This window comes from Agromyces sp. NPDC060279, assembly GCF_042726785.1.
GTDB lineage: Bacteria > Actinomycetota > Actinomycetes > Actinomycetales > Microbacteriaceae > Agromyces.
This window is the reverse complement of the sequence record NZ_JBHXBK010000001.1, coordinates 1,663,559-1,683,281: the sequence shown is the minus strand read 5'-3', so window position 1 is coordinate 1,683,281 and position 19,723 is coordinate 1,663,559. Positions and strand designations below refer to the sequence as shown.

The window sequence follows — 19,723 nt, the reverse complement described above, 5'->3', positions numbered from 1 at the left end:
CCGGAACACCGGCCGCTGCGGCGATTCTCACAGCCGTTGCACAGCTTGGGCAAGGAGGTGGGAAGGGCCCCTGACGAATCCGCTTCGGGAGCGCGCGCTCACCCCCGGCGGATCCGCGTGATTCCGGGCGAGCAGGGGGTCGGCGACGCGGGCGGACCCGTCCGTTTCACCCCCGGACTGGGGGACGCTCGGCGAGTCCGGCGCGTCGCATCCCGGCGATCCACGGCGTCGGGAACGCGATCGACAACTCCCACGCCAGCTCGCAGTCGGGCTCGGCCGCGACGACCGCGGCGATGCGCTCGGCATCCGCCTCCGCGAGCACGTGCGCCGGAGCGTCGACGCCCCGGTTCCAGGCGGCCATCGCGCGGCGCTTGGCGTCGTTCAGCAGCTCCTCGGGCGAGGCGACGGGCGCGCCGTGCTCGAGCCAGCGGGAGCGGCGCGCGCTGCCGGCGTCCTCGAGGGCCGGGCCATCGAGCCGGTGCAGGCGAGGTCCGCCCGCGGCCTCCTCGTAGTAGCGGCGCTCGCCGGTGCGCAGCACGCGGACGCGGTGGTAGCCGCCCGGGTGCGTCTCGGGGGCGCCGTTCTCGCCGAGGTAGCGGGTCTCCTCGACACCGCCGGCGGTGGTCCAGCGCAGCACGCGCACCCGGCCGGCCTCGTCGTGCCACTCGAGCACCCCGTCGGCGGCCTGGCCGGCGAAGCACAGCTCCTCGGGGTGCGCGGGCGTCGGGATGCGCCGGCCGAACAGCCACGCCTCGCGGGCGCCGGCGCGGTCGACCGCCCAGCCGACGGCGCGGTGCCGTTCGCCGCGGCGCCAGTATGAGACGCCGTCGGCGTGGTCGCGGCGCTCGGTCCACCCCTCCAGCGGGTGCGGGGCGGTCGTGGTCTGTTCTGCTGGCATCGTGCTCGTTCCTCGGGTTCGGCCCTCGCGGGCCCTGGATCGTGTGTGCAGCGGGTGCGGGTCCACCCGCCGGGCCGCCGATTCGGTGCCATCGGCGGTGTCCTCATTAGTGCGGACATCCCGGCAAGAGATACATGCGCGGCACGGTCCGCCTTTGTGCCGACTTGCCCGACTTTCATGAAAGTCGGGCAAGTCGGCAAGGGGAACGGGGGAGCGCGCTTACCGCGGGCGGGCGCACGGCCGATAGTCGGATGCATCGAGGAGAGGCGGTCCGCATGTCGTTGCACGAACTCTCCGCCGTGCTCTGGCGCGAGCGGGAGCTGCTCGACGTGCTGCTCTACAAGCTCGAGGTGGAGCGCCTGCTGCTCGCCACCGACCGCCGCCGCTGGCTCGGCCGCGCGGCGCACGAGATCGAGTTCCTCACCGCCCGCCTCAAGGAGGTCGGGCTCGCGCGCGCCGTCGAGTCCGCCGAGGTCGCCGAGGAGCTGCAGCTGCCGGCGGAGGCGACGCTCCAAGAGCTCGCCGACACCGTCGGCGACGAGGTCTGGCGCGACATCCTGCTCGCCCATCTCGCGGCCCTCCGCGAGGTGACCGGCGAGATCAGCGAGCTCCGCGACGCGAACGAGCAGCTGCTGAAGCAGGCCGCCCGCCCCGCCGGCGTCGCCCAGCACGCCGCCCGGCGCGGCACCACGACCTACGACGCCCGCGGCCTGACCCGGGACGTCGTCGAAGCCACCCTGGTGGACGAGGAGACCTGATGAGCACCTTCGGCGGGCTGAACACCAGCCACACCGCCCTGAACGCCGCGCGCACCGCCGTCGACGTCGCCGGCCAGAACATCGCGAACGTGAAGACGCCCGGCTACACGCGTCAGCGCGCGGAGCTCGCCTCCTCGCCGGTCGCGGGCCCCATCGGCGTGCTCGCGCTCTCGCGCCCCGGCCCCGGCCAGGGCGTCATGGTCACCGGCATCGCCCGCCTCGCGAACGAGATGCTGAACGAGGGGGTCCGCGAGGCCTCCGCGAGCTCCGGGTACCACGCGACCCGCGCGGCCGCGCTCGAGACCCTCGAGACGGGCCTCCGCGAGCCCGGCAAGGAGGGCCTCTCCGCCCGCATGCAGGAGTTCTGGGCGTCGTGGCAGGACCTCGGCAACGCGGCCGGCGACGGCGCGGCGGCGGCCGTCGTGCTGCAGCAGGCGGCCACCCTCGCCGCGCGCATCGCCGACGGCTCCCGCGCGGTCTCCTCGCAGTGGACGGCGCTGCGGAAGGATGCCGCGACGATGGTCGACCAGGTCAACCACGCCGCCGCCCGGGTCGCCGAGCTGAACGACACCATCCGCCGCTCCACGCTCGCCGGCGGGCAGGTCAACGAGCTCCTCGACGAGCGCGACCGGGTCGCCGCCGACCTCGCCTCCATCGCCGGCGGCCAGGTGTACGACCGCGGCGACGGCACCGTCGACGTGCTCGTCGCCGGCAACCCGATCGTCACGGGCACGACCGCCAACCGGCTCGTGCTCGCGGGGCCGACGACCCCGGGCGGCACCGGGGCGGTCTCCGTGCAGTGGGAGCGCCGTCCGGGCACCGCCATCGACCTCGACGGCGGCGAGCTCGCCGGTGCGCTCTCCATGCTCGCGCCGGCCTCCGGCGGCACCGGCGGCCCGCTGAACGAGGCGCTCGCCTCCTACGACACGGTCGCGACCGCGCTCGCCGAGCAGGTGAACGCTGTGCACCGCACCGGCGCGACGCCGAACGGCACGACCGGCCTCGACTTCTTCGCGTTCGACCCGGGCGTGCCGGCCGCGCTCGGCCTGCGCGTCATCCCGACCGACGTCTCGGGCATCGCCGCCGCCCTGCCCGGTGCCGGCGCGAAGGACGGCACCATCGCCGACCGCATCGCCGGCATCGGCCGGGCGGCGGGCTCGCCGGACGAGCTGTGGGGCTCCTTCGTCGGGAAGGTCGGCATCGCCTCCGGCGCGGAGTCCTCGCGGGCGCAGGTCGCCGCACTCGGCCTCGTCGACGCCGTGGGCCGCCAGCAGTCGGAGTCGGCGGTCGACCTCGACGAGGAGAACCTCGCGCTCGTCACCGCGCAGACCGCCTACCAGGGGGCGGCGCGGGTGTTCACCGCGATCGACGAGATGCTCGAAGTGCTGATCACCCGCACCGGCGTGGTCGGGAGGTAACCATGATGAACCGCGTCACCACGATGTCCATCGCGCAGTCCTCGGCGCGCAACCTGCAGCTCGCGGCATCCCAGCTGGCCAGGGCGCAGCAGCGCGCCACCGACTTCAAGGCCATCACGAAGCCCTCCGACGACCCGGCGGCGACCGCGCGCGCCATGCAGGTGCGCGCCGAGCAGCGCGCGAATCTGCAGTACGCGCGCAACATCCAGGACGGCAACGCCTGGCTCTCGACGATCGACTCCGCGCTGCAGTCGACGACCTCGCTGCTCGGCCGGGCCCGCGATCTCACCCTCCAGGGCGCGAACGACGGCGCCCTCTCGCAGACGCAGAAGGACGCCATCGCCGCCGAGCTCGACGCCGTGCGCGATCTGCTGCTCGCGCAGGCGAACTCGAGCTACGCGGGGCGGCAGGTGTTCGCCGGCACCTCCGACCAGCCGGCCTTCGATGCGAGCTATGCCTTCTCCGGCGGGGCGGGCACCGTGGAGCGCCGGGTGGACGCGGGCACCACCGTCCGCGTCGACGTGGACGGCTCGAGCGTCTTCGGCGTGGGCGCGGACTCCGTGTTCGCGACCATCGACCGCATCGCCGCCGGCCTCCGCGCGGGCACCCCGGTCGGCGCCGAGCTCAGCGCACTCGACGCGCACCGTTCGGCCGTGCTCGACGCGCACGCGGCGGCGGGTGCGAGGCACGCCACCGTGCTCCAGGCCGTCGACCGCAACCTCGCCCAGAAGATCGACCTCGAGGCCACCCGCAGCCGGCTCGAGGACATCGACGTGGCCACGGCCGCCATCGAGCTCTCGACGAGCGAGATCGCGCACCAGGCCGCGCTCGCCGCCACCGCCCGCGCCGTGCGCCCGACCCTGATGGACTACCTGCGATGACCCGACTGACCTTCCTCGCCCCGCCCTTCGGGCTCGCCGACACGGACTTCGAGCTCGCCGGGGTCGACGGCGCACCTGGCCTGCTCGCCCTCCGCGCGGAGTCGGGCGACGCGCGCCTCTACCTGCTGGATGCCGCGCTGCATCTGCCCGGATACCACCCGATCGTGCCGCGCATCGACCTGGACGAGCTCGGCGACGCCGAGCCCGCCGTCTACGTCGTGGTGAACCCCTCGGCGGAGCCCACCACCGTCAACCTGCAGGCGCCGATCGTGGTCGCCGCGGACGGCCGCGCCCGGCAGACCATCCTCGACCGGGGCGACTGGCCGCTCCGCGCCCCGCTCGCCGAGGTGCTCGCCGCCGCCTGACCCCGCGGCGTCCCCGCCCTCCGCCCCTCTCCTCGCACCTCTCCCCGCTCCTCCCTCGAGGGGGTCGAATTCCGGCAGCGCCACGGCCGCGGTCCCAAGCGGGGGTCGCGAAACGACCCTTTCGGTGAAGGGTGGCGAGCGCGGGAAGAACTACCCATGGCGCTTCCGGCTGGCCGCCCATATGCTGGGCGCGGCGCACTTCGTATGCCCCGAACGCAGCACACGGCGGTCGGACCTGGTATTCCAAACGAAGCGCACGGCCGAGGCGTGATCGACACGCGCTCGGAGAAGGGGCGGATGCGACCTCGGATGACCCGAACGTTCGGGATCGTCGCGCACGTCGCGACGGCATCCGTCCCTTCGCTCGGCGGGCTCAGCGACCGAGCAGTTTGAGCAGCTCCGACTCGGCGCCCGCGCCGAGCACGGCGGCCTCGCGGTTCGCGTCGCTCACGCCGACCACGATCTCCTCGCGCTGGATGCGCCGATCGCGCGGGGCCTCGATGCCGAGCCGCACGGAGCTGTCGCCCCGCACCTCCAGCACGGTGATGACGATGTCGTCGCCGATGAGCACGCGCTCGTTCGACTTGCGGGTCAGTACCAGCATCCCTGCTTCACTCCTCCTGGCCGCAGACTCCCCGGCGGCCTCACCACCATCATGCGCGGCAGTCACCGGTTCTGCGGCTGGCGCCATCCGATCCGCGGGCCGAAGCGCGAGACGTCGAGCGGATGCCTCGTCCGCTCCGTGCCGACGGCGGCGAGCGCCGAGATCGGCAGCGCGGCATCCACCCGGGCGAGCCAGTACGCCGTGTCGTCGGTGCGCCGGCTGACGTCGACGGCCGCCCACACCTCGTCCGGCCGGAGCTCGGCGAGCGCGGCGAGGTCGTCGTCGAGCCCGAGCGAGACCGCGAGCACGACGGCGGCGTGCTGCTCGACGGCACGCATCCGCGCGGCGAGCGCCGCCCGCCGGTCGGGCACGTCGGCTTCGGCGTCCGCCGCCCGGCCGTGCAGCAGCAGGGGCGCGCCGGCCGCTTGGCCGATGAGTCCGCGCGCCGCCGTCTCGGCGTCGTCGCCGAGGCCGACGACGAGCACGAAGTCGCCGGGCGAGGCGCGGTCGGCGACGAGCGGGATGCCGGGAGCCTCGAACTCCACGAGCGAGGAGCGCACGGCCTCGAGGACGATCGGGCGGTCCTCGGCGTCCGTCTCGGCGAGTGCGGCCGCGACGCCGTCGCCGCCCGGGGCATCCGCCGCCGGTGCCGCCGCCGGTGCGGCCGCCTGACCCGCGAGCGGCGGCACGGCGATCGCCCGCTCGACGTCGGCGAGCAGCGTCGCGAAGGCCCGGCTCGACGTCGAGGCCTGCGGGCCGGCGGCCGGCTCGATCGCTGCGGCCGCACGGGTGGAGGAGGGGCCGCCCGGGCCCGCGCCGCCGTCCGCCCGGTCCGCGTCGGCGAGGAGGGCCGCGATGCCCGCGCGGTCGACCCGCTCGGGGGCGATCCCGCCCGCGGGCGCTGCGTCGTCCGGCACGATGACCGTCGCCTCGATCTCCTCGTGCGCGAGGAAGCGGCCGAGGCCCTTGCGGGTCACCCGGGTCGCCTCGGTGATGCGGGCCTCGGGCCCGTAGGCGAGGAGCACCTGCATGCGCAGCTCCTCGAGGCTGGCCGCCTTACGCCGGAAGCTCGGCATCGCTCCGGATCACCCCCACGGTCTCGATGGTGGCGGCGCCCGCGGACGCCTGCTGGTAGGACAGCACCGGAGTCCCCGGCGATTGCGCCGCGACGAGCCGGTGCACGGCGGGCCGCAGCGCGGGAGCGCAGACGAGGACCGCCCGGCCGCCCTCGGCCTCCGCCGAGCGGATCCGCTCGCGCACGCCCGTGAGCACGCGCTCGATCGTCTCGGGCGGCAGCAGGATCTGACTGCCGTGCTCGCTCGGCCGCAGCCCCTCGAGCATGCGCTGCTCGAGCATCGGGTCGATCATCACGACCCGGAGCACACCGTCGTCGGCGAAGGCGGCCGGCAGCACCGCGCCCAGGGCGTCGCGGGCGGCCTCGACGAGCAGCTCCGGGTCGGTCGTCGTCTTCGCCCGCAGCGAGACGGCCTCGTAGATGCGCGGCAGGTCGGTGATCGGCACCCGCTCGGCGAGGAGGCCCTGCAGCACCCGCTGCACCTCCGCGAGCGACAGCGGGGTCGGCGTGAGCTCCTCGACGGCCGCCGGGTTCTCGGCCCGCACGCCCTCGGTGAGCACGCGCACGTCCTCACGGCTGAGCAGGCGCGCGGCGTGGTCGCCGACGATGCTCGACAGGTGCGTCACGATGACCGAGACGCGGTCGATCACGGTCGCGCCGAGCAGCTCGGCGTTGCGGCGCGACTCCGTCGGCACCCACTTGCCGGCGAGCCCCCACACGGGTTCGATCGTCGGCTCGCCGGGCAGCGACTCCAGGTGGTCGCCGAGGGCCAGGGCGCGGCCGGGCGGTGCTTGCCCGCGGCCCACCTCGACGCCCGCGACGCGGATCGAGTAGCTCGACGGCGGCAGCTCGACGCTGTCGCGCGTGCGCACCGGCGGGATGACGAAGCCCATCTCCATCGCGAGCTTGCGCCGCAGCGCCTTCACCCGGGCCAGGAGGTCGTCGGCCGAGCCGTTCACGAGGTCGACGAGGTCGGTCGCGAGGCCGATCTCGAGCGCGTGCACCCGGGCCTGCGCGAGCAGGTCCTCGGTGGTCTCCGCGCGCGGCGCCGCCGCCTCGATCTCGTCGGCCCGCGCCTGCTGCTCCGCGGTGCGCTCCCTCGTGCGCACCCGCTGCGCGAGCATGGCGAGCACGATGCCGGCGCCGAGGAACGGCAGGATCGGCATCCCGGGGATGAAGCCCATCAGCACCGCGGCCCCCGCCGCGATGCCGAGCGCCGTGCGCGACTGCATGAGCTGCGCCGCCGCGCTGTCGCCCATGTCGGTCTCGCTGTTCGAGCGGGTGACGACCATGCCCGTCGACACCGCCATCAGCAGAGCCGGGATCTGGGTGACGAGGCCGTCGCCGATGGTCAGCAGCGTGTAGGTGTTCAGCGCGTCGCCGATCTCCATGCCGCGCTGCACCATACCGATCGTGATGCCGCCGATGATGTTGATCAGGATGATCACGATGCCGGCGATCGCGTCGCCCTTGACGAACTTCGAGGCGCCGTCCATCGCGCCGTAGAAGTCGGCCTCGGCCGAGACCTCCTCGCGGCGGCGACGGGCCTCGGTCTCCGTGATGAGCCCCGCGTTCAGGTCGGCGTCGATCGCCATCTGCTTGCCGGGCATCGCGTCGAGCGTGAAGCGCGCGCCGACCTCGGCGACGCGCTCGGCGCCCTTCGTCACGACGACGAACTGGATGACGACGAGGATGAGGAACACGACCGCGCCGATGATGATCGAGCCGCCGACCGCCACGTGCCCGAAGGCCGCGATCACCTGCCCCGCGTAGCCCTCGCCGAGCACGAGGCGGGTCGAGGCGACGTTGAGACCCAGCCGGAACAGGGTCGCCACGAGCAGCAGCGAGGGGAACACCGAGAAGTCCAGCGGCTTCTTCACGAACATCGTCGTCAGCAGGATGACGAGCGCGAAGAGGATGTTCACGACGATGAGGGCGTCGAGCATCCAGGCGGGCACGGGCACGATCAGCAGCAGCAGGATGCCGACGACGCCGAGCGGCACCGCGATCATGGAGAGCCTGCGGTTCATCCGACACCTCCGGCGGGGGTCATGGTGGTCAGGGCGTGCACGCCGGCGACGCTGCCGCGGCGGCGGAGGGCCTGCACGAAGGTGAGCACGACGGCGACGGCCTGGTAGAGCTCGACGGGGATCTCCTCGCCGAGCCGGCACGCGGCGTGCAGGGCGCGGGCCAGCGGCACGTCGCGCACCATCGGCACGCCGGCGCGCTCGGCCTCCTCGCGGATGCGGGCGGCGATGTGCCCCTTGCCCTTCGCGACGAGGCGGGGTGCGCTGCGGCCGGGCTCGTAGCGCAGGGCGACGGCGACGTGGGTGGGGTTCACGACGACGACGCTCGCGTCGGCCACCGCGGAGATCATCCGGTTGCGGCTCATGGCGAGCTGCCGCGAGCGGCGCTGCGACTTCACGAGCGGGTCGCCGTCGGTGTGCTTCGCCTCGTCGCGCACCTCCTTCTTCGTCATCATCGTGTGCTTGCGGTTGCGGCGGCGCACGACGAGCACGTCGAGGGCGGCGAGCACGAGGCCCACCGCGACGGCGGTGACGACGAGCGCGGCGACCCCGTCCGAGGCGGCCTGCAGCACGGTCGTGAGCGGCAGCCCGCCCGCGCCGGCGAGGATCGGCATGAGCGACTGCACGACCGACCACAGCACGATGCCGAGCACCGCCGTCTTCGCGAGCGCCTTGGCGCCCTGCCAGAGCGCCTGGAAGCCGAACACCCGGCCGATGCCCTTCACCGGGTCGAACTGTTCGAAGCGCCAGAACTTGCGCCGGAAGTGCACGCCGCCCTGCAGCACCGCCGCGGCGAGCACGACGATCGAGACGACGACGAACGCGAGGCCGAGGGTCGGCAGCATCGAGGCGAGGCCGGCTTCGAGCGCCTGGGTCGCCGCGGCGCCCGAGGGGGCGGAGGCGACATCCGTCACGAGGTGGAACTGCGCCACCGCGGCATCCGTCCCGACCGCGATCGTCGCCGGGAGCACGACGGCGATCGCACCGATGCCGACCCAGGCCGTGAGGTCCTGCGAGCGCTGCAGCTTGCCCTCGCGGCGCACCTCGCGCATCCGCTTGTCCGTCGCCTGTTCGCTGCGCTCACCGACGTCGCTCATCGCTCACCACCCCTTCCGCATCGCGCCGATCGCGGTCTCCGTGAGCGCGTCGACGACGCCGGGGAGGGCGACGAAGACGGTTCCGGCGAGGGCGAGGGTCAGCAGGATCTTCAGCGGGAAGCCCATCGCGAAGGCGTTCAGGGCGGGCGCAACGCGGGTCAGCAGGCCGAGGCCCGCGTCGGCGAGGAACAGCACGACGAGCAGCGGGCCCGCGATCTGCGCCGCCGAGACGAGGATGCCGCTCGCCGCGTCGACCGCGGACTCCGCCGAGCGGGCCACGTCGATGCCGACGCCGAGCGGGATCGCGTCGAACGACTGGAACATGCCCATCAGCACCACGAGGTACGCGCCCGAGGCGGCCATCAGGGCGATCGCCGCGAGGTTGAAGAATCGGGCGAACTGGGCGCCCTGCACCATCGACTGCGGGTCGAAGCCCTGCGCGAGCTGGAAGCCGCCGAAGAGGTCGAGCAGCCCGCCGGCCGACTGGATCGCGCTGAACACGGCGTAGACGAGGAAGCCGAGCAGCGCCCCCGTGCCGACCTCGGCGATGAGGGCGCCGAGGAAGCCGGCGCCGTCGGGCGGCGTGTAGCCGGGTACCACGGCCGGCGACACGGCGAGCCCGAGCGCGAGCGCGAGCCCCGCCTTCACCCGCATCGGCACCGCCCGGTTCGAGAACGGCGGGGCGATCACGAGGAAGGCGGCCATCCGCACGCTCGCGAGCATCACGGCCTCGAGCCAGGCGGGGTCGAAGGCGAAGTCCATCAGCCGGCCCCCACGAGGCTCGGGATGCGCTCGAACAGGCCGAGCGTGAAGGCGACGATCTCGCTGATCATCCAGTGCCCGCAGACGACGAGCGCGATGCCGACGGCCACCGCCTTCGGCACGAACGACAGCGTCACCTCCTGGATCTGCGTGATCGACTGCAGCAGCGAGATCGCGAAGCCCACGACGAGCGCCGTGAGCAGCGCCGGCGCACCGAGCTTCGCGGCGACGAGGAGGCCCTGCAGGCCGATGTCGAGGACGGCGGCGGTGTCCACTCAGCCTCCCCGGTAACTGGAGACGAGGGTCGTCGCGAGCAGGCCCCAGCCGTCGACGAGGATGAACAGCAGGATCTTGAACGGCAGCGAGATCATCACCGGCGGCAGCATCATCATGCCCATCGACATCAGCACCGCGGAGACGACGAGGTCGATGACGAGGAACGGCACGAACACGACGAAGCCGATGATGAACGCCGAGCGCAGCTCCGAGATGACGAAGGCAGGGATCAGCGTCCACAGGTCGACCGCCGAGGGGTCGGCGGGGTTCGGGAGCCCTGCGGCCCTGGTCATCAGGGCGAGATCCTCCTCGCGGGTGAACGACAGCATCCAGTCGCGCAGCGGCGCGACGCCCGCCTCGAAGGCCTGGCTCGCGTCGAGCTGGCCGGCGAGGTAGGGCTGGATGCCGAGCTCGTTCACCTGCGCCAGCACGGGCTGCATGACGAAGAAGGAGAGGAACAGGGCGAGGCCGGCGAGCACCTGGTTCGGCGGGATGGCGGGCAGCGACAGCGCGTTCCTGGCCATCGCGAGCACCACGAAGATCTTCGTGAACGAGGTCGTCATGATCAGCAGCGCCGGGGCGACGGCGAGCAGCGTGAGGCCGATGAGGGTGACGATCGCCGAGGAGGGCGTGCCGTCCGGGCCGTTGATGGACACGCCGAAGCCGCCCTGCCCGGGATCCACGGGGGCGACGGGGTCGCTCGGCGGAGTGGGGGCGTTGGGGTCGATCTCCACGGCGAAGCCGGCTGCGGAGGAGAGCACGACCCAGAGGAGCGCGATCAGGATGGAAGCGGCCGCGATGGCGGCGATCCGCAGAGGCTTCCCCGACCGGCTGCTGCCGGCCGAGGGGCGCGTCATATGCCGAGGCCCTCCTTCACCCCGGCGAGCGAGCGCTTCCATGTCTCGGCCGAGAGGATCGACCCGCGGCGCGATCCGTGCGATGCGGGTCCGGTGGAGGCCGCCGCGAGGGCGGCGCGGCGGGTGGGGGGCGCGTCGGCGTCCGTGTCGGCCGACGGCTGCGCGGATGCCTCGACGGGCACGGGCTCGGCGGGCGCGACGGCGGCGGCGAGCACCGCGTCGAACTCGGCGTCGTGCACCGGCGCCGGCCGGTCGCTCAGCACCGACACCCCGTGCTCGGTGACGCCCAGCACAAGACGGCGGCCGTCGGCATCCACGATCGCGACCGAGGCCTTCGGCGACAGCGACTGGCGCGCCACGACCTGGACGAGGCTCGCCTTCTTCGACCCCGAACGCCGCCGACTGAGCTGGCGGTGCGCCACCCAGATGACGGCGAGGACGACGCCGAGGGCGACGACCACGCGGAGGACGAGGAAGACGGCATCCACTAGCGGGCGCCCTCCTGGGCGTCGAGGATGCGGGTGACGCGCACGCCGTAGTCCTGGTCGACGACGACGACCTCGCCGTGCGCGATGATGCGGCCGTTCAGCAGGATGTCGGCGGGGGCGCCGGCGGAGCGGTCCAGCTCCACCACGGCGCCCGGCTCGAGCCCCAGCACGTCGCGCACCGTCATCCGCGTCCGGCCGATCTCGACCGTGAGCGCCATCTCGACGCCGTTGATGCGGTTCAGGCGCTCCTCCGGATCGCCCCCGAGCGGACCGCCCTGACGAGCCGAGCGGCGCGGCCGCACGGCGAACCAGCCGACGATCGTCTCGCCGTCGAGCAGCTCGAAGACCTCGGCGTCCGGGTCGTCGAAGAGTCCGGCGCCCTCGCGCACCTCCCCGAGCACGCCCGTGCCGTAGACGCGCGCCGCGGCGGCGAGCGCCGGGTGCACGAGGTTCTGCACGGCGAGGCCGTCGTGAGCGATCGTGCCGACGCCGAGGAAGCCGACCGCGACGTCGACCGAGACCTGCCCGACCGAGCTCGCCTCGAACGACTCCGCGGGGGCCACCCGGCCCGCCGGGCCGCCGACCGTGTAGCCGTTCTCGCTCGGCAGGGCTCGGGCGAGCTCGGCGGCGGCGTCGGCGGCGAGCGCGGCGGAGGCGGTCGTGGTCATCAGGGGATCTCCAGAGTCTCGGTGATGGTGCAGGCGAGCCGGTTGCCGGTGCGGCCGATCGCGGCGCGGCCGACGGCACGACCGTCGACCGTGACGAGGAACGGCTCGCTCGCGGCGTGCGCGAGCGGGATCACGTCGCCGACGGCGAGCTCGAGGATGTCGTGCGGGGTGACCGGCACCGGGGCGAGGCCGACGCCGAGCGGCACCGGGGTCAGCTCGATCTGCGCCGCGACGAGGCTGCGGGCGCGGTCGGTCGCGACCACCGGGTTCGACTCGCCGAGGCCGCGCAGCACCGCGTCGGCCGGCAGGGCCAGGGTCGCCGTCGTCTCGCGCTCGGCGCACTCCACGATGAAGCTCGCGACGATCATCAGCGCGGAGGTCGGCGCGGCCTGCGCGAACTGCGCCGTGTGGTGGAGCGAGTCGAACTCCGGACGGGCGGGGAGGATGCGGCCGAGCGAGTACTGCAGGTCGTCGAGCAGGTCGTCGAGGAGCGCGCGCAGCAGCTGCTGCTCGATCTCGGTGAAGGTGCGCTCGGGCTCGATGCGCTCGCCGGAGCCGCCGAGCATGTGCGTCATCCAGCCGAGCGCGGCCGAGGCGGGGAACTGGATGACGGCCTTCGCCTCGTCGCCCGCGAGCCGGCAGAGCACCATCGTCGTCGCGGGCGGCAGCGAGGCGGCGTAGTCGTCGTAGGTGTGCATGCCGACCTGCAGGAACGTCGCCTGCGAGCGGGCGCGCACGTTCGCGGTGAGCTGCGTGCCCCACTGCCGGGCGAAGCTCTCGAAGGCGAGCTCGAGCACGCGGGAGTGCTCGCGGGCGAGGGTCGTGGGGCGACGGAAGTCGTAGGGCTCGGCGGCGCGCGTCGGCGTCTCGGCCTGCTCCTCGGTTCTCGTCAGCACGACTCCGACTATCGGTCGCCGTCCCCGGCGCGGTTAGCCAGGTTCGCTGAGCTTGTCGAAGCGTTGGTTCGCTGAGCCTGTCGAAGCGTTGGTTCGCTGAGCCTGTCGAAGCGCTGGTTCGCTGATCTTGTCGAAGCGCCCCTCGATGGGCTCGGGGAACGAGCGGGCCCCTCGACGGGCTCGGGGAACGAGCGGGCCCCTCGACGGGCTCGGGGAACCAGGGTTGGTTCGCTGAGCTTGTCGAAGCGCCCCTCGACGAGCTCGGGGAACGAGGGCGGCTACCGCCCTGCCGTCGTCGCCGCCTCGAGCTCGTCGTACAGCGCGGGCAGCAGCGCCCGCACGTCCTCGGGCTGGTCGGAGACGACGACGAGGTCGACGCGGCGGTTCAGCGACATCCCCGCCTCGTCCGTGCGCGCCGTGATCGGCCGGGCCGAGCCGTAACCGATCGCGACGGCGCGCTCGGGCGCGAGCGAGCCCTGCTCGACGAAGTACCGCACGACGCGGGCCGCGCGGCCGCTCGCGAGCTCCCAGTCGGTCGGGAAGGGGCCCGGCGAACCGTGCGGGTCGGCGTGCCCCTCGACGCGGATCTCGTTCGGGATGGTCTTCAGCACCCCGCCCACGATCGTCAGCACCCGCTGCGCGAGCTCGCTGAGCTCCACGCTGTTGCCGGTGAAGTACGTCTCGGCTCCGACGAGGCGGATGATGAGGCCGTGCTCGTCGATGTCGAAGGCGACGGCGTCGCGCAGACCGGCCTGCTTCAGCCCCGCGTCGATGCGGTCGCGGATCTCGACGAGGTCCTGCAGCTCCTGCTTCGCGAGCTCGAGCGGCGTCGGCTCCTGCTCCGTCTCCTCGCTGCGCATGTCGGCGGGAACGACGAAGCCGTCCGAGACATCCACCTTGTCGCTGACCTCTTGGCCGAAGCCCGTGGCGAGCGAATTGCTGAGCGCCTTGAACTTCTCCGCGTCGACGGTCGACATGGCGAAGAGCACGATGAACATGCACATGAGCACGGTGACCATGTCCATGTACGACGCCATCCAGCGCTCGTCGTTGTGGACCTCGCCGTTCGACGCGCGACGCTTCCGCCGGGCGCTCATGCCGCCTCTTGCTGCTGCCCCAGGCCCGGGGCGATGGCCCGCAGGCGTTCGCCGAGGAGTCGCGGTTGGCTGCCGGACTGGATGGCGAGCGCGCCCTCCATGACGAGGGTCATGTGCTCGGCTTCAAGCGTGGTGAGGCGGGCGATGCGGTCGCCGATCGGCAGCCAGATGAAGTTCGCCGACAGCAGGCCCCAGAGGGTGGCGACGAAGGCGGTCGCGATGGAGGGGCCGAGCGTGTCGGGGGAGTCGAGCTTCTCGAGCACGTGGGTGAGCGAGACGACGGTGCCGATGATGCCGATGGTCGGCGCATAGCCCCCGAGCGCCTTGTAGAACTTCGCGGACTGCATGCCGTCGCGCTCCTTGGAGGCGATCTCCTCTTCGAGCAGCGAGCGCAGCTCGTCGCCGTCGGTGCCGTCGGCGATGTTCTGCAGGGCGTTGCGGAGGAACGGGTCGTCGGTCTCCGAGGCATCCTGCTCGAGCGAGAGGAGACCCTCGCGCCGCGCCTTCTCGGCGATCTCGACGAGGCGGTCGATCGTGCCCTGCGGCTTCGCCGTCTTGCCGCGGAAGGCGCGGGGCAGGGCCTTCACCGCGCGGAATGCGTCGCTGAGGGTCGCGCCGGCGATGCCGACGGCGATCGTCGCGCCGAAGACGAGCGCCATCGGCGCAGGGAGGAGCAGCGCTTCGACGTGCGCGCCCTCCAGCGTGATCATCGCGTACAGCGAGCCGAACGCGAGGACGAGGCCGATGAGCAGGGAGGGGTCCACGGTCAGTCCGCCTTCGGTGCCAGGGTCAGGCGGGTCACGGGGGCGGGGGTGCCGCGGTCGAGCTCCTGCGCGCGGGCGAGCACGCGGGCGCGGAACTCGACGACCCGCTCGATGACCTCTTCGACGGACTCCGTCACGACGTAGTTCGTGCCGTCGACCATCAGGAGCGTCGTGTCGGGAGTCGCGTGGATGCGCTCGACGAGGTCGGCGTTCAGCGCGAAGCTGCTGCCGTTCAGTCGTGTCACGACGATCATGGGTCCCCCGAAGCTGCAGGGGCGACCGGGGCGGCCGCCGCTCTCCACTCTCGGCCGCGCGGTGTCCCGCCGTTAGGGGTCGCGGGGGCGCACGCTGTGGAGAACTCCGGCGCAAATATATCGAAGGCGATATTCTGGGTTCAGAAGGGCAGAGGGAACGGAGGGCCGCATGGAGATTTCAGCCAAGCGCGCAGCGCAGCTGCTGCGGGCAGCGAGGCTCAGTCAGAGCATTCCCCAGGCAGAACTCGCCCGACGTGCCGGCACGGCGCAGCCCGACCTGTCGCTGATCGAGCGGGGCCGGCGCACTCCGACGGTCGACACGCTCGAGCGGATCCTCCGAAGCGCCGGCCATCAACTCATCGCGGCTCCCGTGCTGGGGCTCAGCGGAGTCGAAGCGGCGGCCGAGATTGCGTCGTCGATCGAGGGTGCTGACGGCGAGCGGGCGTTCCGGGTCTTCCTGAGCTACTCCGACGCGCTCAAAGCCGCCGATGCAACCGGCAGGGTCGTGCTCACCGCTGCAGAACCGGCCACGATCGGCGACCCCAAGTGGGATGCCGCGGTCGCGGGGCTCAGCGCGTACTGGCTGGAACGGGGGCGGCTCCCGATCCCTGGATGGCTCGCACGGGGAGACCGGAGGCTGCCGGAGGCGACCCCGCTCGACCTCGGACCGTACGTCGGTGCACCTGACCCTGATCGCGTACCGACGGCATTCCTCGAACGAAACGTGCTGCTCGACGAGTCGACCCTGGCGAGCGTCTGATGCCCGCGCTGCTGGGGCTCGCCGAGCTCGAAAGCGGGCTTCGTGAACTCGCCGCACGGGTGCGCGCCGCGGGCATCGGCGGGGTGCGCATCTTCATCGTCGGCGGTGCGGCGATCCGCCTCGGCTACTTCGATCGGCCCGCGACCTTCGACATCGATGCGCGGATCGAGCCGAAGGCCGTGCTTGCGCCGATCATCGCCGACATCGCCGCGGAACGAGGCTGGCCGTCGGACTGGCTGAATGACGACGCGGCGAAGTTCATCCCCGGCTACGGCAAGACGGTCGAGTGGGTGCCATTGCATGACGATGTCACCATCTCGATCTGGCTCGCGCCCGCCGACGCACTGCTCGCGATGAAGCTCAAAGCCATGGCGGGGCGGAGGGGTCGTGATGAGCGCGATGTCGCCTACCTGCTCGCGGTCAACGGCATCCGCCGCTCGGAGGACGCCGAGGAGTTGCTCGAGGAGTTCTTCCCAGGCGATGCTCTCAACGAGCAGGCGGCGGAACGACTCGAGCGCATCTTCGCCGCAGGGCTCCCGGAAATCGAACCGGTGGGCGGGTCAGCGCTCGAGCTGTAGGCGACCCCGCCTCCGCTCGCGCTCTGAGGCACGCAGCGACCGCGGTCAGCCGGTGAGCGCGTCGAGCCGCGGCCCGAGCAGGGCCCGCAGCAGCACCTCGAGGGAGGCGTTGACGCGCTCGTCGGTCCAGGCCTCCGGGTCCTCGACCGTCTTCACGTGGAAGCCGCGGCAGTAGAGGTAGAGGATGTCGGCGATGTACTCGGGGTGGTCGAGGTCGGTCGCCTCGGCGCTCGACACGAACTCCTGGTAGGTGGCGTCGGTGACCTCGCGGACGACGTCGTACGCGCGACGGGTGTCGCCGCGGACATCGCCGATGACCTCGACCCAGAGGCTGCGGAGCACGTTGTCCTCCGGCGTCGTCGAGCACATCCAGCGGGCGACCGCGACGAGGCGCTCGATGCCAGTGGCGTCGCGCAGCAGGGAGGCGCGTTCGGTGCGCCAGTGCGATTGCGCGTGCTCGAGCGCGTTCACCATGAGGTGCGCCCGCGAGGGGACGAAGTTCGTGATGAACGCCGTCGACCGGCCGAGGCGCTCCGCGACGGCCCGCAGGGTCACGGCGCGCGTGCCCCGCTCGCTCGCGACGGCCACCGTGGCGTCGGCGATCTCGGCGAGGCGCTCGCTCTCGTCCACCTCGATCGGCATCTCGGCATCCCCCTCCGCGCGCCCGCATGCGGGCTGATTGGACCCTAGTGCACCACGGTCCGGATGCGACCTTGACGGGTCTGTGCTCCAAGGCTACCCTTCATAAAACGTTGTTGTAAAACACGACGATATTTCGTCGAGTCGATCAGCCATCGCCGCACCGCCGCGGCCCACGCGCCGCGCGGTGCCGCCCAGAACCGAAAGGGAACGGATGCCCCGATCCACCCATCGCCGCGTGGGCCTCGTCGCCGACGAAGCGGGCTTCTGGCACGAGTCCAGGGCCGACTTCGGCCCCTCCGTCGAGCCCGGCGTGCAGCTCGAGACGCCCGAGGCCCGCCGCCGCCTGCTGCACCTCATCGAGCGGCTCGGTCTGCGCCGCCGGATGACGCCGCTCGAGCCGCTCGCGCTCGCCGAGGCCGATCTCGCCCGGGTGCACACGGCCGACTACCTCGCCGCGTTCCGGGCGCAGTCCGCCGCGAACGGCGGCGAGCTCGGCGACTTCGCCGGCTTCGGGCACGGCTCCTACGAGATCGCGGTGCGCAGCGCCGGCGGGGTCGCCGCCGCCGTGCGCGCGGTGCTCGACGGCGAACTCGATCGCGCCTACGCCCTCGTGCGGCCGCCCGGCCACCACGCCGAGCCCGACCGGGCCCGCGGCTACTGCCTGCTGGCGAACATCCCGATCGCGCTCGAGCTCGCCCGCGCCCGGCAGGGGCTCGGCCGTGTCGCGATCGTCGACTGGGACGTGCACCACGGCAACGGGGCGCAGCGGATCTACTGGGACGACCCCGAGGTGCTCGCGATCAGCCTGCACCAGGACCGGCTCTACCCTGTCGACTCCGGTGCCGTCGAGGAGCGCGGTGGTGAGGCCGCCCTCGGCGCCACCGTGAACATCCCGCTCCCGGCCGGCAGCGGCGAGGGCGCCTATCTCGCGGCCTTCGACCGGGTCGTCGCCCCGGCGCTGCGGGCCTTCCAGCCCGAGCTCATCGTCGTCGCCTGCGGGTACGACGCCGCCTTCCTCGACCCGAGCAGCCAGATGGCGCTCACGAGCGCCACGTTCGGCGACCTCACCCGCCGCACGATCGAGCTCGCCGACGAGCTCTGCGGCGGCCGGCTCGTCATCGCCCAGGAGGGCGGCTACTCGCCGCTCTACACCCCGATCTGCGGCGCGGCGGTCGTCGCCGCCCTGCTCGAGGCCGAGGCGGAGACCGAGCTGCACGACCCCTACGGGCGGCACCTGCACACGCCCGAACAGGACCTCCTCCCGCACCAGCTGGAGGCCATCGAACGTGCCGGCGCAGCCGCCGGCACCGCACCACCGACGCACCACCAGCACCACTCGCACGACCAGCACGACCCACACCACCGCAGCACTCATCACCACGAGGAGTCAGCACCATGAGAAGCACCATCCCCCGGACGGCCCTGCTCGCGGGCGCCGTCGGCGTCGCTCTGCTCGCCGGTTGCAGTTCCACCCCCGCCGACGGCGGCAGCGGCGACGGAGGCGGCGACCAGCGCCTCACCTTCGTGACCTACGGCAGCGCCTTCCAGGAGGCGCAGGAGAAGTCGATGGTCGACCCGTTCATCGAGGAGACCGGCATCGACGTCACCGTCGAGAGCCCCGTCGATCCCGCCAAGCTCAAGGTCATGGTCGAGGCCGGCAACCCCACCTGGGACGTCTACCTCGCCGGCCAACAGGACGTGCCCGCCTACTGCGGCACCCTCTTCGAGGAGCTCGACCTCTCGAACATCGACGAGGCGGACTTCGCGCCCGGCACCGTCGAGAAGTGCGGCGTGCCCGTCGACACCTACTCGTACATGGTCGCGTACAACGAGGAGAAGTACGGCGACAACCCGCCCACCTCGATCGCCGACTTCTTCGACCTCGAGAAGTTCCCCGGCACCCGCTCGATGGGCAGCGACCCGGCCGAGGGCAACCTCGAGCTCGCGCTGATGGCCGACGGGGTCGCGCCCGACGAGCTGTACCCGCTCGACTACGACCGGGCCTTCAAGATGCTCGACAAGGTCAAGGCGGACACCGTGTTCTGGAGCTCCGGGGCCGAGCAGGTCGCGATCATGGAGGAGCAGCGCGCCGACATGATCCTCGTCTGGTCGGGCCGCGGCTACGAGGCCGTGCAGAACGGCGCGCCCTACGCGCCCATGTGGGAGGACAACTCCTACCACTGGGCCTCGCTCGCGATCGTGAAGGGCTCGCCCAACCGCGAGGCCGCCCAGCAGTTCATCGACTTCGCCGTCTCGCAGGGCCCGCAGACGGTCTGGGCGGAGTCGATCGCGTACGGCCCGGCGAACCTCACCGCCACGCCGAAGCTCGACGCCGCGGCATCCGCCTGGGACTCGTCCCTGCAGGAGCACCGCGACCTCTCCTGGCAGATCGACAACGCCTGGTGGGGGGAGAACCAGGACGAGGTCATCCAGCGCTGGACCGACTGGTCGGCCGGATGATCCGGGGTGGGGGCGGCCGAAAGGCCGCGGAAACACCCCCCCCCCCCCCCCCCCCCCCCCCCCCCCCCCCCCCCCCCCCCCCCCCCCACACCCCCCGT

At 72.7% G+C, this 19,723-nt stretch carries 23 protein-coding genes; 8 read left to right on the top strand and 15 right to left on the bottom strand.

What is annotated here, in order from left to right; genetic code table 11:
• Nucleotides 1-166 precede the first annotated feature (166 nt).
• The gene (locus ACFWE1_RS08005; RefSeq protein ID WP_376932921.1) at nucleotides 167-898 is read right to left on the bottom strand and encodes a hypothetical protein; all 732 of its coding nucleotides are present in this window, start codon (nucleotides 896-898) and stop codon (nucleotides 167-169) included.
• 275 nt (nucleotides 899-1,173) lie between these two features.
• Here ACFWE1_RS08005 and flgN point away from each other — a divergent pair, with 275 nt between their 5' ends.
• Genes flgN through ACFWE1_RS07985 form a run of 4 tightly spaced genes read left to right on the top strand, consistent with a single transcriptional unit; the run spans nucleotide 1,174 to nucleotide 4,320 of the window.
• The gene (gene flgN, locus ACFWE1_RS08000; RefSeq protein WP_376932920.1) at nucleotides 1,174-1,656 is read left to right on the top strand and encodes a flagellar export chaperone FlgN; all 483 of its coding nucleotides are present in this window, start codon (nucleotides 1,174-1,176) and stop codon (nucleotides 1,654-1,656) included.
• A complete protein-coding gene (flgK, locus tag ACFWE1_RS07995; protein WP_376932919.1) occupies nucleotides 1,656-3,074 on the top strand; it encodes a flagellar hook-associated protein FlgK in 1,419 nt (472 codons plus the stop codon). The genes flgN and flgK overlap by 1 nt, the downstream gene beginning before the upstream one ends.
• Nucleotides 3,075-3,076: 2 nt before the next feature.
• Nucleotides 3,077-3,955 (top strand): flagellar hook-associated protein FlgL, encoded by an 879-nt coding sequence (flgL, locus tag ACFWE1_RS07990; RefSeq protein WP_376932918.1) that lies wholly within the window; start codon nucleotides 3,077-3,079, stop codon nucleotides 3,953-3,955.
• On the top strand, nucleotides 3,952-4,320 hold the full coding sequence (locus ACFWE1_RS07985) for a flagellar assembly protein FliW (RefSeq protein WP_376932917.1): 369 nt from the start codon (nucleotides 3,952-3,954) through the stop codon (nucleotides 4,318-4,320). Before flgL ends, ACFWE1_RS07985 begins: the two co-directional genes overlap by 4 nt.
• Nucleotides 4,321-4,693: 373 nt before the next feature.
• Here ACFWE1_RS07985 and ACFWE1_RS07980 read toward each other — a convergent pair whose 3' ends face one another.
• From ACFWE1_RS07980 to ACFWE1_RS07920, 13 genes are all read right to left on the bottom strand, one after another.
• Nucleotides 4,694-4,924, bottom strand: a complete 231-nt coding sequence (locus tag ACFWE1_RS07980) for a carbon storage regulator (RefSeq protein WP_376932916.1) — start codon at nucleotides 4,922-4,924, stop codon at nucleotides 4,694-4,696.
• 62 nt (nucleotides 4,925-4,986) lie between these two features.
• Entirely contained in the window at nucleotides 4,987-5,955 is a 969-nt protein-coding gene (locus ACFWE1_RS07975; protein ID WP_376932915.1) for a hypothetical protein, read from the bottom strand.
• 25 nt (nucleotides 5,956-5,980) lie between these two features.
• Complete coding sequence (gene flhA, locus ACFWE1_RS07970; protein WP_376932914.1) at nucleotides 5,981-8,029, bottom strand: flagellar biosynthesis protein FlhA; 2,049 nt, start codon at nucleotides 8,027-8,029, stop codon at nucleotides 5,981-5,983.
• On the bottom strand, nucleotides 8,026-9,123 hold the full coding sequence (locus ACFWE1_RS07965; protein ID WP_376932913.1) for a flagellar biosynthesis protein FlhB: 1,098 nt from the start codon (nucleotides 9,121-9,123) through the stop codon (nucleotides 8,026-8,028). The genes flhA and ACFWE1_RS07965 overlap by 4 nt, the downstream gene beginning before the upstream one ends.
• Before the next feature lie 3 nt (nucleotides 9,124-9,126).
• A complete protein-coding gene (locus tag ACFWE1_RS07960; protein WP_189084185.1) occupies nucleotides 9,127-9,885 on the bottom strand; it encodes a flagellar biosynthetic protein FliR in 759 nt (252 codons plus the stop codon).
• Entirely contained in the window at nucleotides 9,885-10,160 is a 276-nt protein-coding gene (locus ACFWE1_RS07955; RefSeq protein ID WP_189084186.1) for a flagellar biosynthetic protein FliQ, read from the bottom strand. Before ACFWE1_RS07955 ends, ACFWE1_RS07960 begins: the two co-directional genes overlap by 1 nt.
• Nucleotides 10,161-11,018, bottom strand: coding sequence for a flagellar type III secretion system pore protein FliP (gene fliP, locus ACFWE1_RS07950; protein WP_376932912.1), 858 nt, complete (start codon nucleotides 11,016-11,018; stop codon nucleotides 10,161-10,163).
• A complete protein-coding gene (locus ACFWE1_RS07945) occupies nucleotides 11,015-11,506 on the bottom strand; it encodes a FliO/MopB family protein (RefSeq protein WP_376932911.1) in 492 nt (163 codons plus the stop codon). Before ACFWE1_RS07945 ends, fliP begins: the two co-directional genes overlap by 4 nt.
• Nucleotides 11,506-12,174 carry a flagellar motor switch protein FliN gene (gene fliN, locus ACFWE1_RS07940; protein ID WP_230767288.1) on the bottom strand — a complete coding sequence of 223 codons (669 nt, stop codon included), beginning with the start codon at nucleotides 12,172-12,174 and terminating at the stop codon, nucleotides 11,506-11,508. The genes ACFWE1_RS07945 and fliN overlap by 1 nt, the downstream gene beginning before the upstream one ends.
• Complete coding sequence (locus ACFWE1_RS07935) at nucleotides 12,174-13,070, bottom strand: flagellar motor switch protein FliM (RefSeq protein WP_229781532.1); 897 nt, start codon at nucleotides 13,068-13,070, stop codon at nucleotides 12,174-12,176. Before ACFWE1_RS07935 ends, fliN begins: the two co-directional genes overlap by 1 nt.
• A 278-nt stretch (nucleotides 13,071-13,348) precedes the next feature.
• The gene (locus tag ACFWE1_RS07930) at nucleotides 13,349-14,167 is read right to left on the bottom strand and encodes a flagellar motor protein MotB (protein WP_376932910.1); all 819 of its coding nucleotides are present in this window, start codon (nucleotides 14,165-14,167) and stop codon (nucleotides 13,349-13,351) included.
• The gene (locus tag ACFWE1_RS07925; RefSeq protein ID WP_376932909.1) at nucleotides 14,164-14,931 is read right to left on the bottom strand and encodes a motility protein A; all 768 of its coding nucleotides are present in this window, start codon (nucleotides 14,929-14,931) and stop codon (nucleotides 14,164-14,166) included. The genes ACFWE1_RS07930 and ACFWE1_RS07925 overlap by 4 nt, the downstream gene beginning before the upstream one ends.
• A gap of 2 nt (nucleotides 14,932-14,933) precedes the next feature.
• Nucleotides 14,934-15,185, bottom strand: a complete 252-nt coding sequence (locus ACFWE1_RS07920; RefSeq protein WP_285462444.1) for a flagellar FlbD family protein — start codon at nucleotides 15,183-15,185, stop codon at nucleotides 14,934-14,936.
• A gap of 169 nt (nucleotides 15,186-15,354) precedes the next feature.
• On the opposite strand from ACFWE1_RS07920, the gene ACFWE1_RS07915 reads away from it, so the two are divergent.
• Both ACFWE1_RS07915 and ACFWE1_RS07910 read left to right on the top strand, forming a co-directional pair.
• Nucleotides 15,355-15,945, top strand: coding sequence for a helix-turn-helix domain-containing protein (locus ACFWE1_RS07915; RefSeq protein ID WP_230767294.1), 591 nt, complete (start codon nucleotides 15,355-15,357; stop codon nucleotides 15,943-15,945).
• On the top strand, nucleotides 15,945-16,523 hold the full coding sequence (locus ACFWE1_RS07910; protein ID WP_376932908.1) for a hypothetical protein: 579 nt from the start codon (nucleotides 15,945-15,947) through the stop codon (nucleotides 16,521-16,523). The genes ACFWE1_RS07915 and ACFWE1_RS07910 overlap by 1 nt, the downstream gene beginning before the upstream one ends.
• Before the next feature lie 45 nt (nucleotides 16,524-16,568).
• Here ACFWE1_RS07910 and ACFWE1_RS07905 read toward each other — a convergent pair whose 3' ends face one another.
• Nucleotides 16,569-17,165: a TetR/AcrR family transcriptional regulator gene (locus tag ACFWE1_RS07905; protein WP_376932907.1), complete on the bottom strand. Its 597-nt coding sequence runs from the start codon at nucleotides 17,163-17,165 to the stop codon at nucleotides 16,569-16,571.
• Nucleotides 17,166-17,376: 211 nt separating this feature from the next.
• Between ACFWE1_RS07905 and ACFWE1_RS07900 the strand changes: the two genes are divergently transcribed.
• Both ACFWE1_RS07900 and ACFWE1_RS07895 read left to right on the top strand, forming a co-directional pair.
• Nucleotides 17,377-18,564 carry a class II histone deacetylase gene (locus ACFWE1_RS07900; RefSeq protein WP_376932906.1) on the top strand — a complete coding sequence of 396 codons (1,188 nt, stop codon included), beginning with the start codon at nucleotides 17,377-17,379 and terminating at the stop codon, nucleotides 18,562-18,564.
• Nucleotides 18,561-19,625: a polyamine ABC transporter substrate-binding protein gene (locus tag ACFWE1_RS07895; protein WP_376932905.1), complete on the top strand. Its 1,065-nt coding sequence runs from the start codon at nucleotides 18,561-18,563 to the stop codon at nucleotides 19,623-19,625. Before ACFWE1_RS07900 ends, ACFWE1_RS07895 begins: the two co-directional genes overlap by 4 nt.
• Nucleotides 19,626-19,723 lie beyond the last annotated feature (98 nt).

Excerpts from the sequence above, each read along its gene's own strand:
- flgL (WP_376932918.1), top strand. The coding sequence starts at position 3,077 with ATGATGAACCGCGTCACCACGATGTCCATCGCGCAGTCCTCGGCGCGC.
- ACFWE1_RS07975 (WP_376932915.1), bottom strand. The coding sequence starts at position 5,955 with ATGCAGGTGCTCCTCGCCTACGGGCCCGAGGCCCGCATCACCGAGGCG.
- ACFWE1_RS07965 (WP_376932913.1), bottom strand. The coding sequence starts at position 9,123 with ATGAGCGACGTCGGTGAGCGCAGCGAACAGGCGACGGACAAGCGGATG.
- ACFWE1_RS07930 (WP_376932910.1), bottom strand. The coding sequence starts at position 14,167 with ATGAGCGCCCGGCGGAAGCGTCGCGCGTCGAACGGCGAGGTCCACAAC.
- flgK (WP_376932919.1), top strand. The coding sequence starts at position 1,656 with ATGAGCACCTTCGGCGGGCTGAACACCAGCCACACCGCCCTGAACGCC.
- ACFWE1_RS07910 (WP_376932908.1), top strand. The coding sequence starts at position 15,945 with ATGCCCGCGCTGCTGGGGCTCGCCGAGCTCGAAAGCGGGCTTCGTGAA.
- flgN (WP_376932920.1), top strand. The coding sequence starts at position 1,174 with ATGTCGTTGCACGAACTCTCCGCCGTGCTCTGGCGCGAGCGGGAGCTG.
- ACFWE1_RS08005 (WP_376932921.1), bottom strand. The coding sequence starts at position 898 with ATGCCAGCAGAACAGACCACGACCGCCCCGCACCCGCTGGAGGGGTGG.
- ACFWE1_RS07920 (WP_285462444.1), bottom strand. The coding sequence starts at position 15,185 with ATGATCGTCGTGACACGACTGAACGGCAGCAGCTTCGCGCTGAACGCC.
- flhA (WP_376932914.1), bottom strand. The coding sequence starts at position 8,029 with ATGAACCGCAGGCTCTCCATGATCGCGGTGCCGCTCGGCGTCGTCGGC.
- ACFWE1_RS07960 (WP_189084185.1), bottom strand. The coding sequence starts at position 9,885 with ATGGACTTCGCCTTCGACCCCGCCTGGCTCGAGGCCGTGATGCTCGCG.
- fliN (WP_230767288.1), bottom strand. The coding sequence starts at position 12,174 with ATGACCACGACCGCCTCCGCCGCGCTCGCCGCCGACGCCGCCGCCGAG.
- ACFWE1_RS07985 (WP_376932917.1), top strand. The coding sequence starts at position 3,952 with ATGACCCGACTGACCTTCCTCGCCCCGCCCTTCGGGCTCGCCGACACG.
- ACFWE1_RS07895 (WP_376932905.1), top strand. The coding sequence starts at position 18,561 with ATGAGAAGCACCATCCCCCGGACGGCCCTGCTCGCGGGCGCCGTCGGC.
- ACFWE1_RS07915 (WP_230767294.1), top strand. The coding sequence starts at position 15,355 with ATGGAGATTTCAGCCAAGCGCGCAGCGCAGCTGCTGCGGGCAGCGAGG.
- ACFWE1_RS07905 (WP_376932907.1), bottom strand. The coding sequence starts at position 17,165 with ATGCCGATCGAGGTGGACGAGAGCGAGCGCCTCGCCGAGATCGCCGAC.
- ACFWE1_RS07980 (WP_376932916.1), bottom strand. The coding sequence starts at position 4,924 with ATGCTGGTACTGACCCGCAAGTCGAACGAGCGCGTGCTCATCGGCGAC.
- fliP (WP_376932912.1), bottom strand. The coding sequence starts at position 11,018 with ATGACGCGCCCCTCGGCCGGCAGCAGCCGGTCGGGGAAGCCTCTGCGG.
- ACFWE1_RS07900 (WP_376932906.1), top strand. The coding sequence starts at position 17,377 with ATGCCCCGATCCACCCATCGCCGCGTGGGCCTCGTCGCCGACGAAGCG.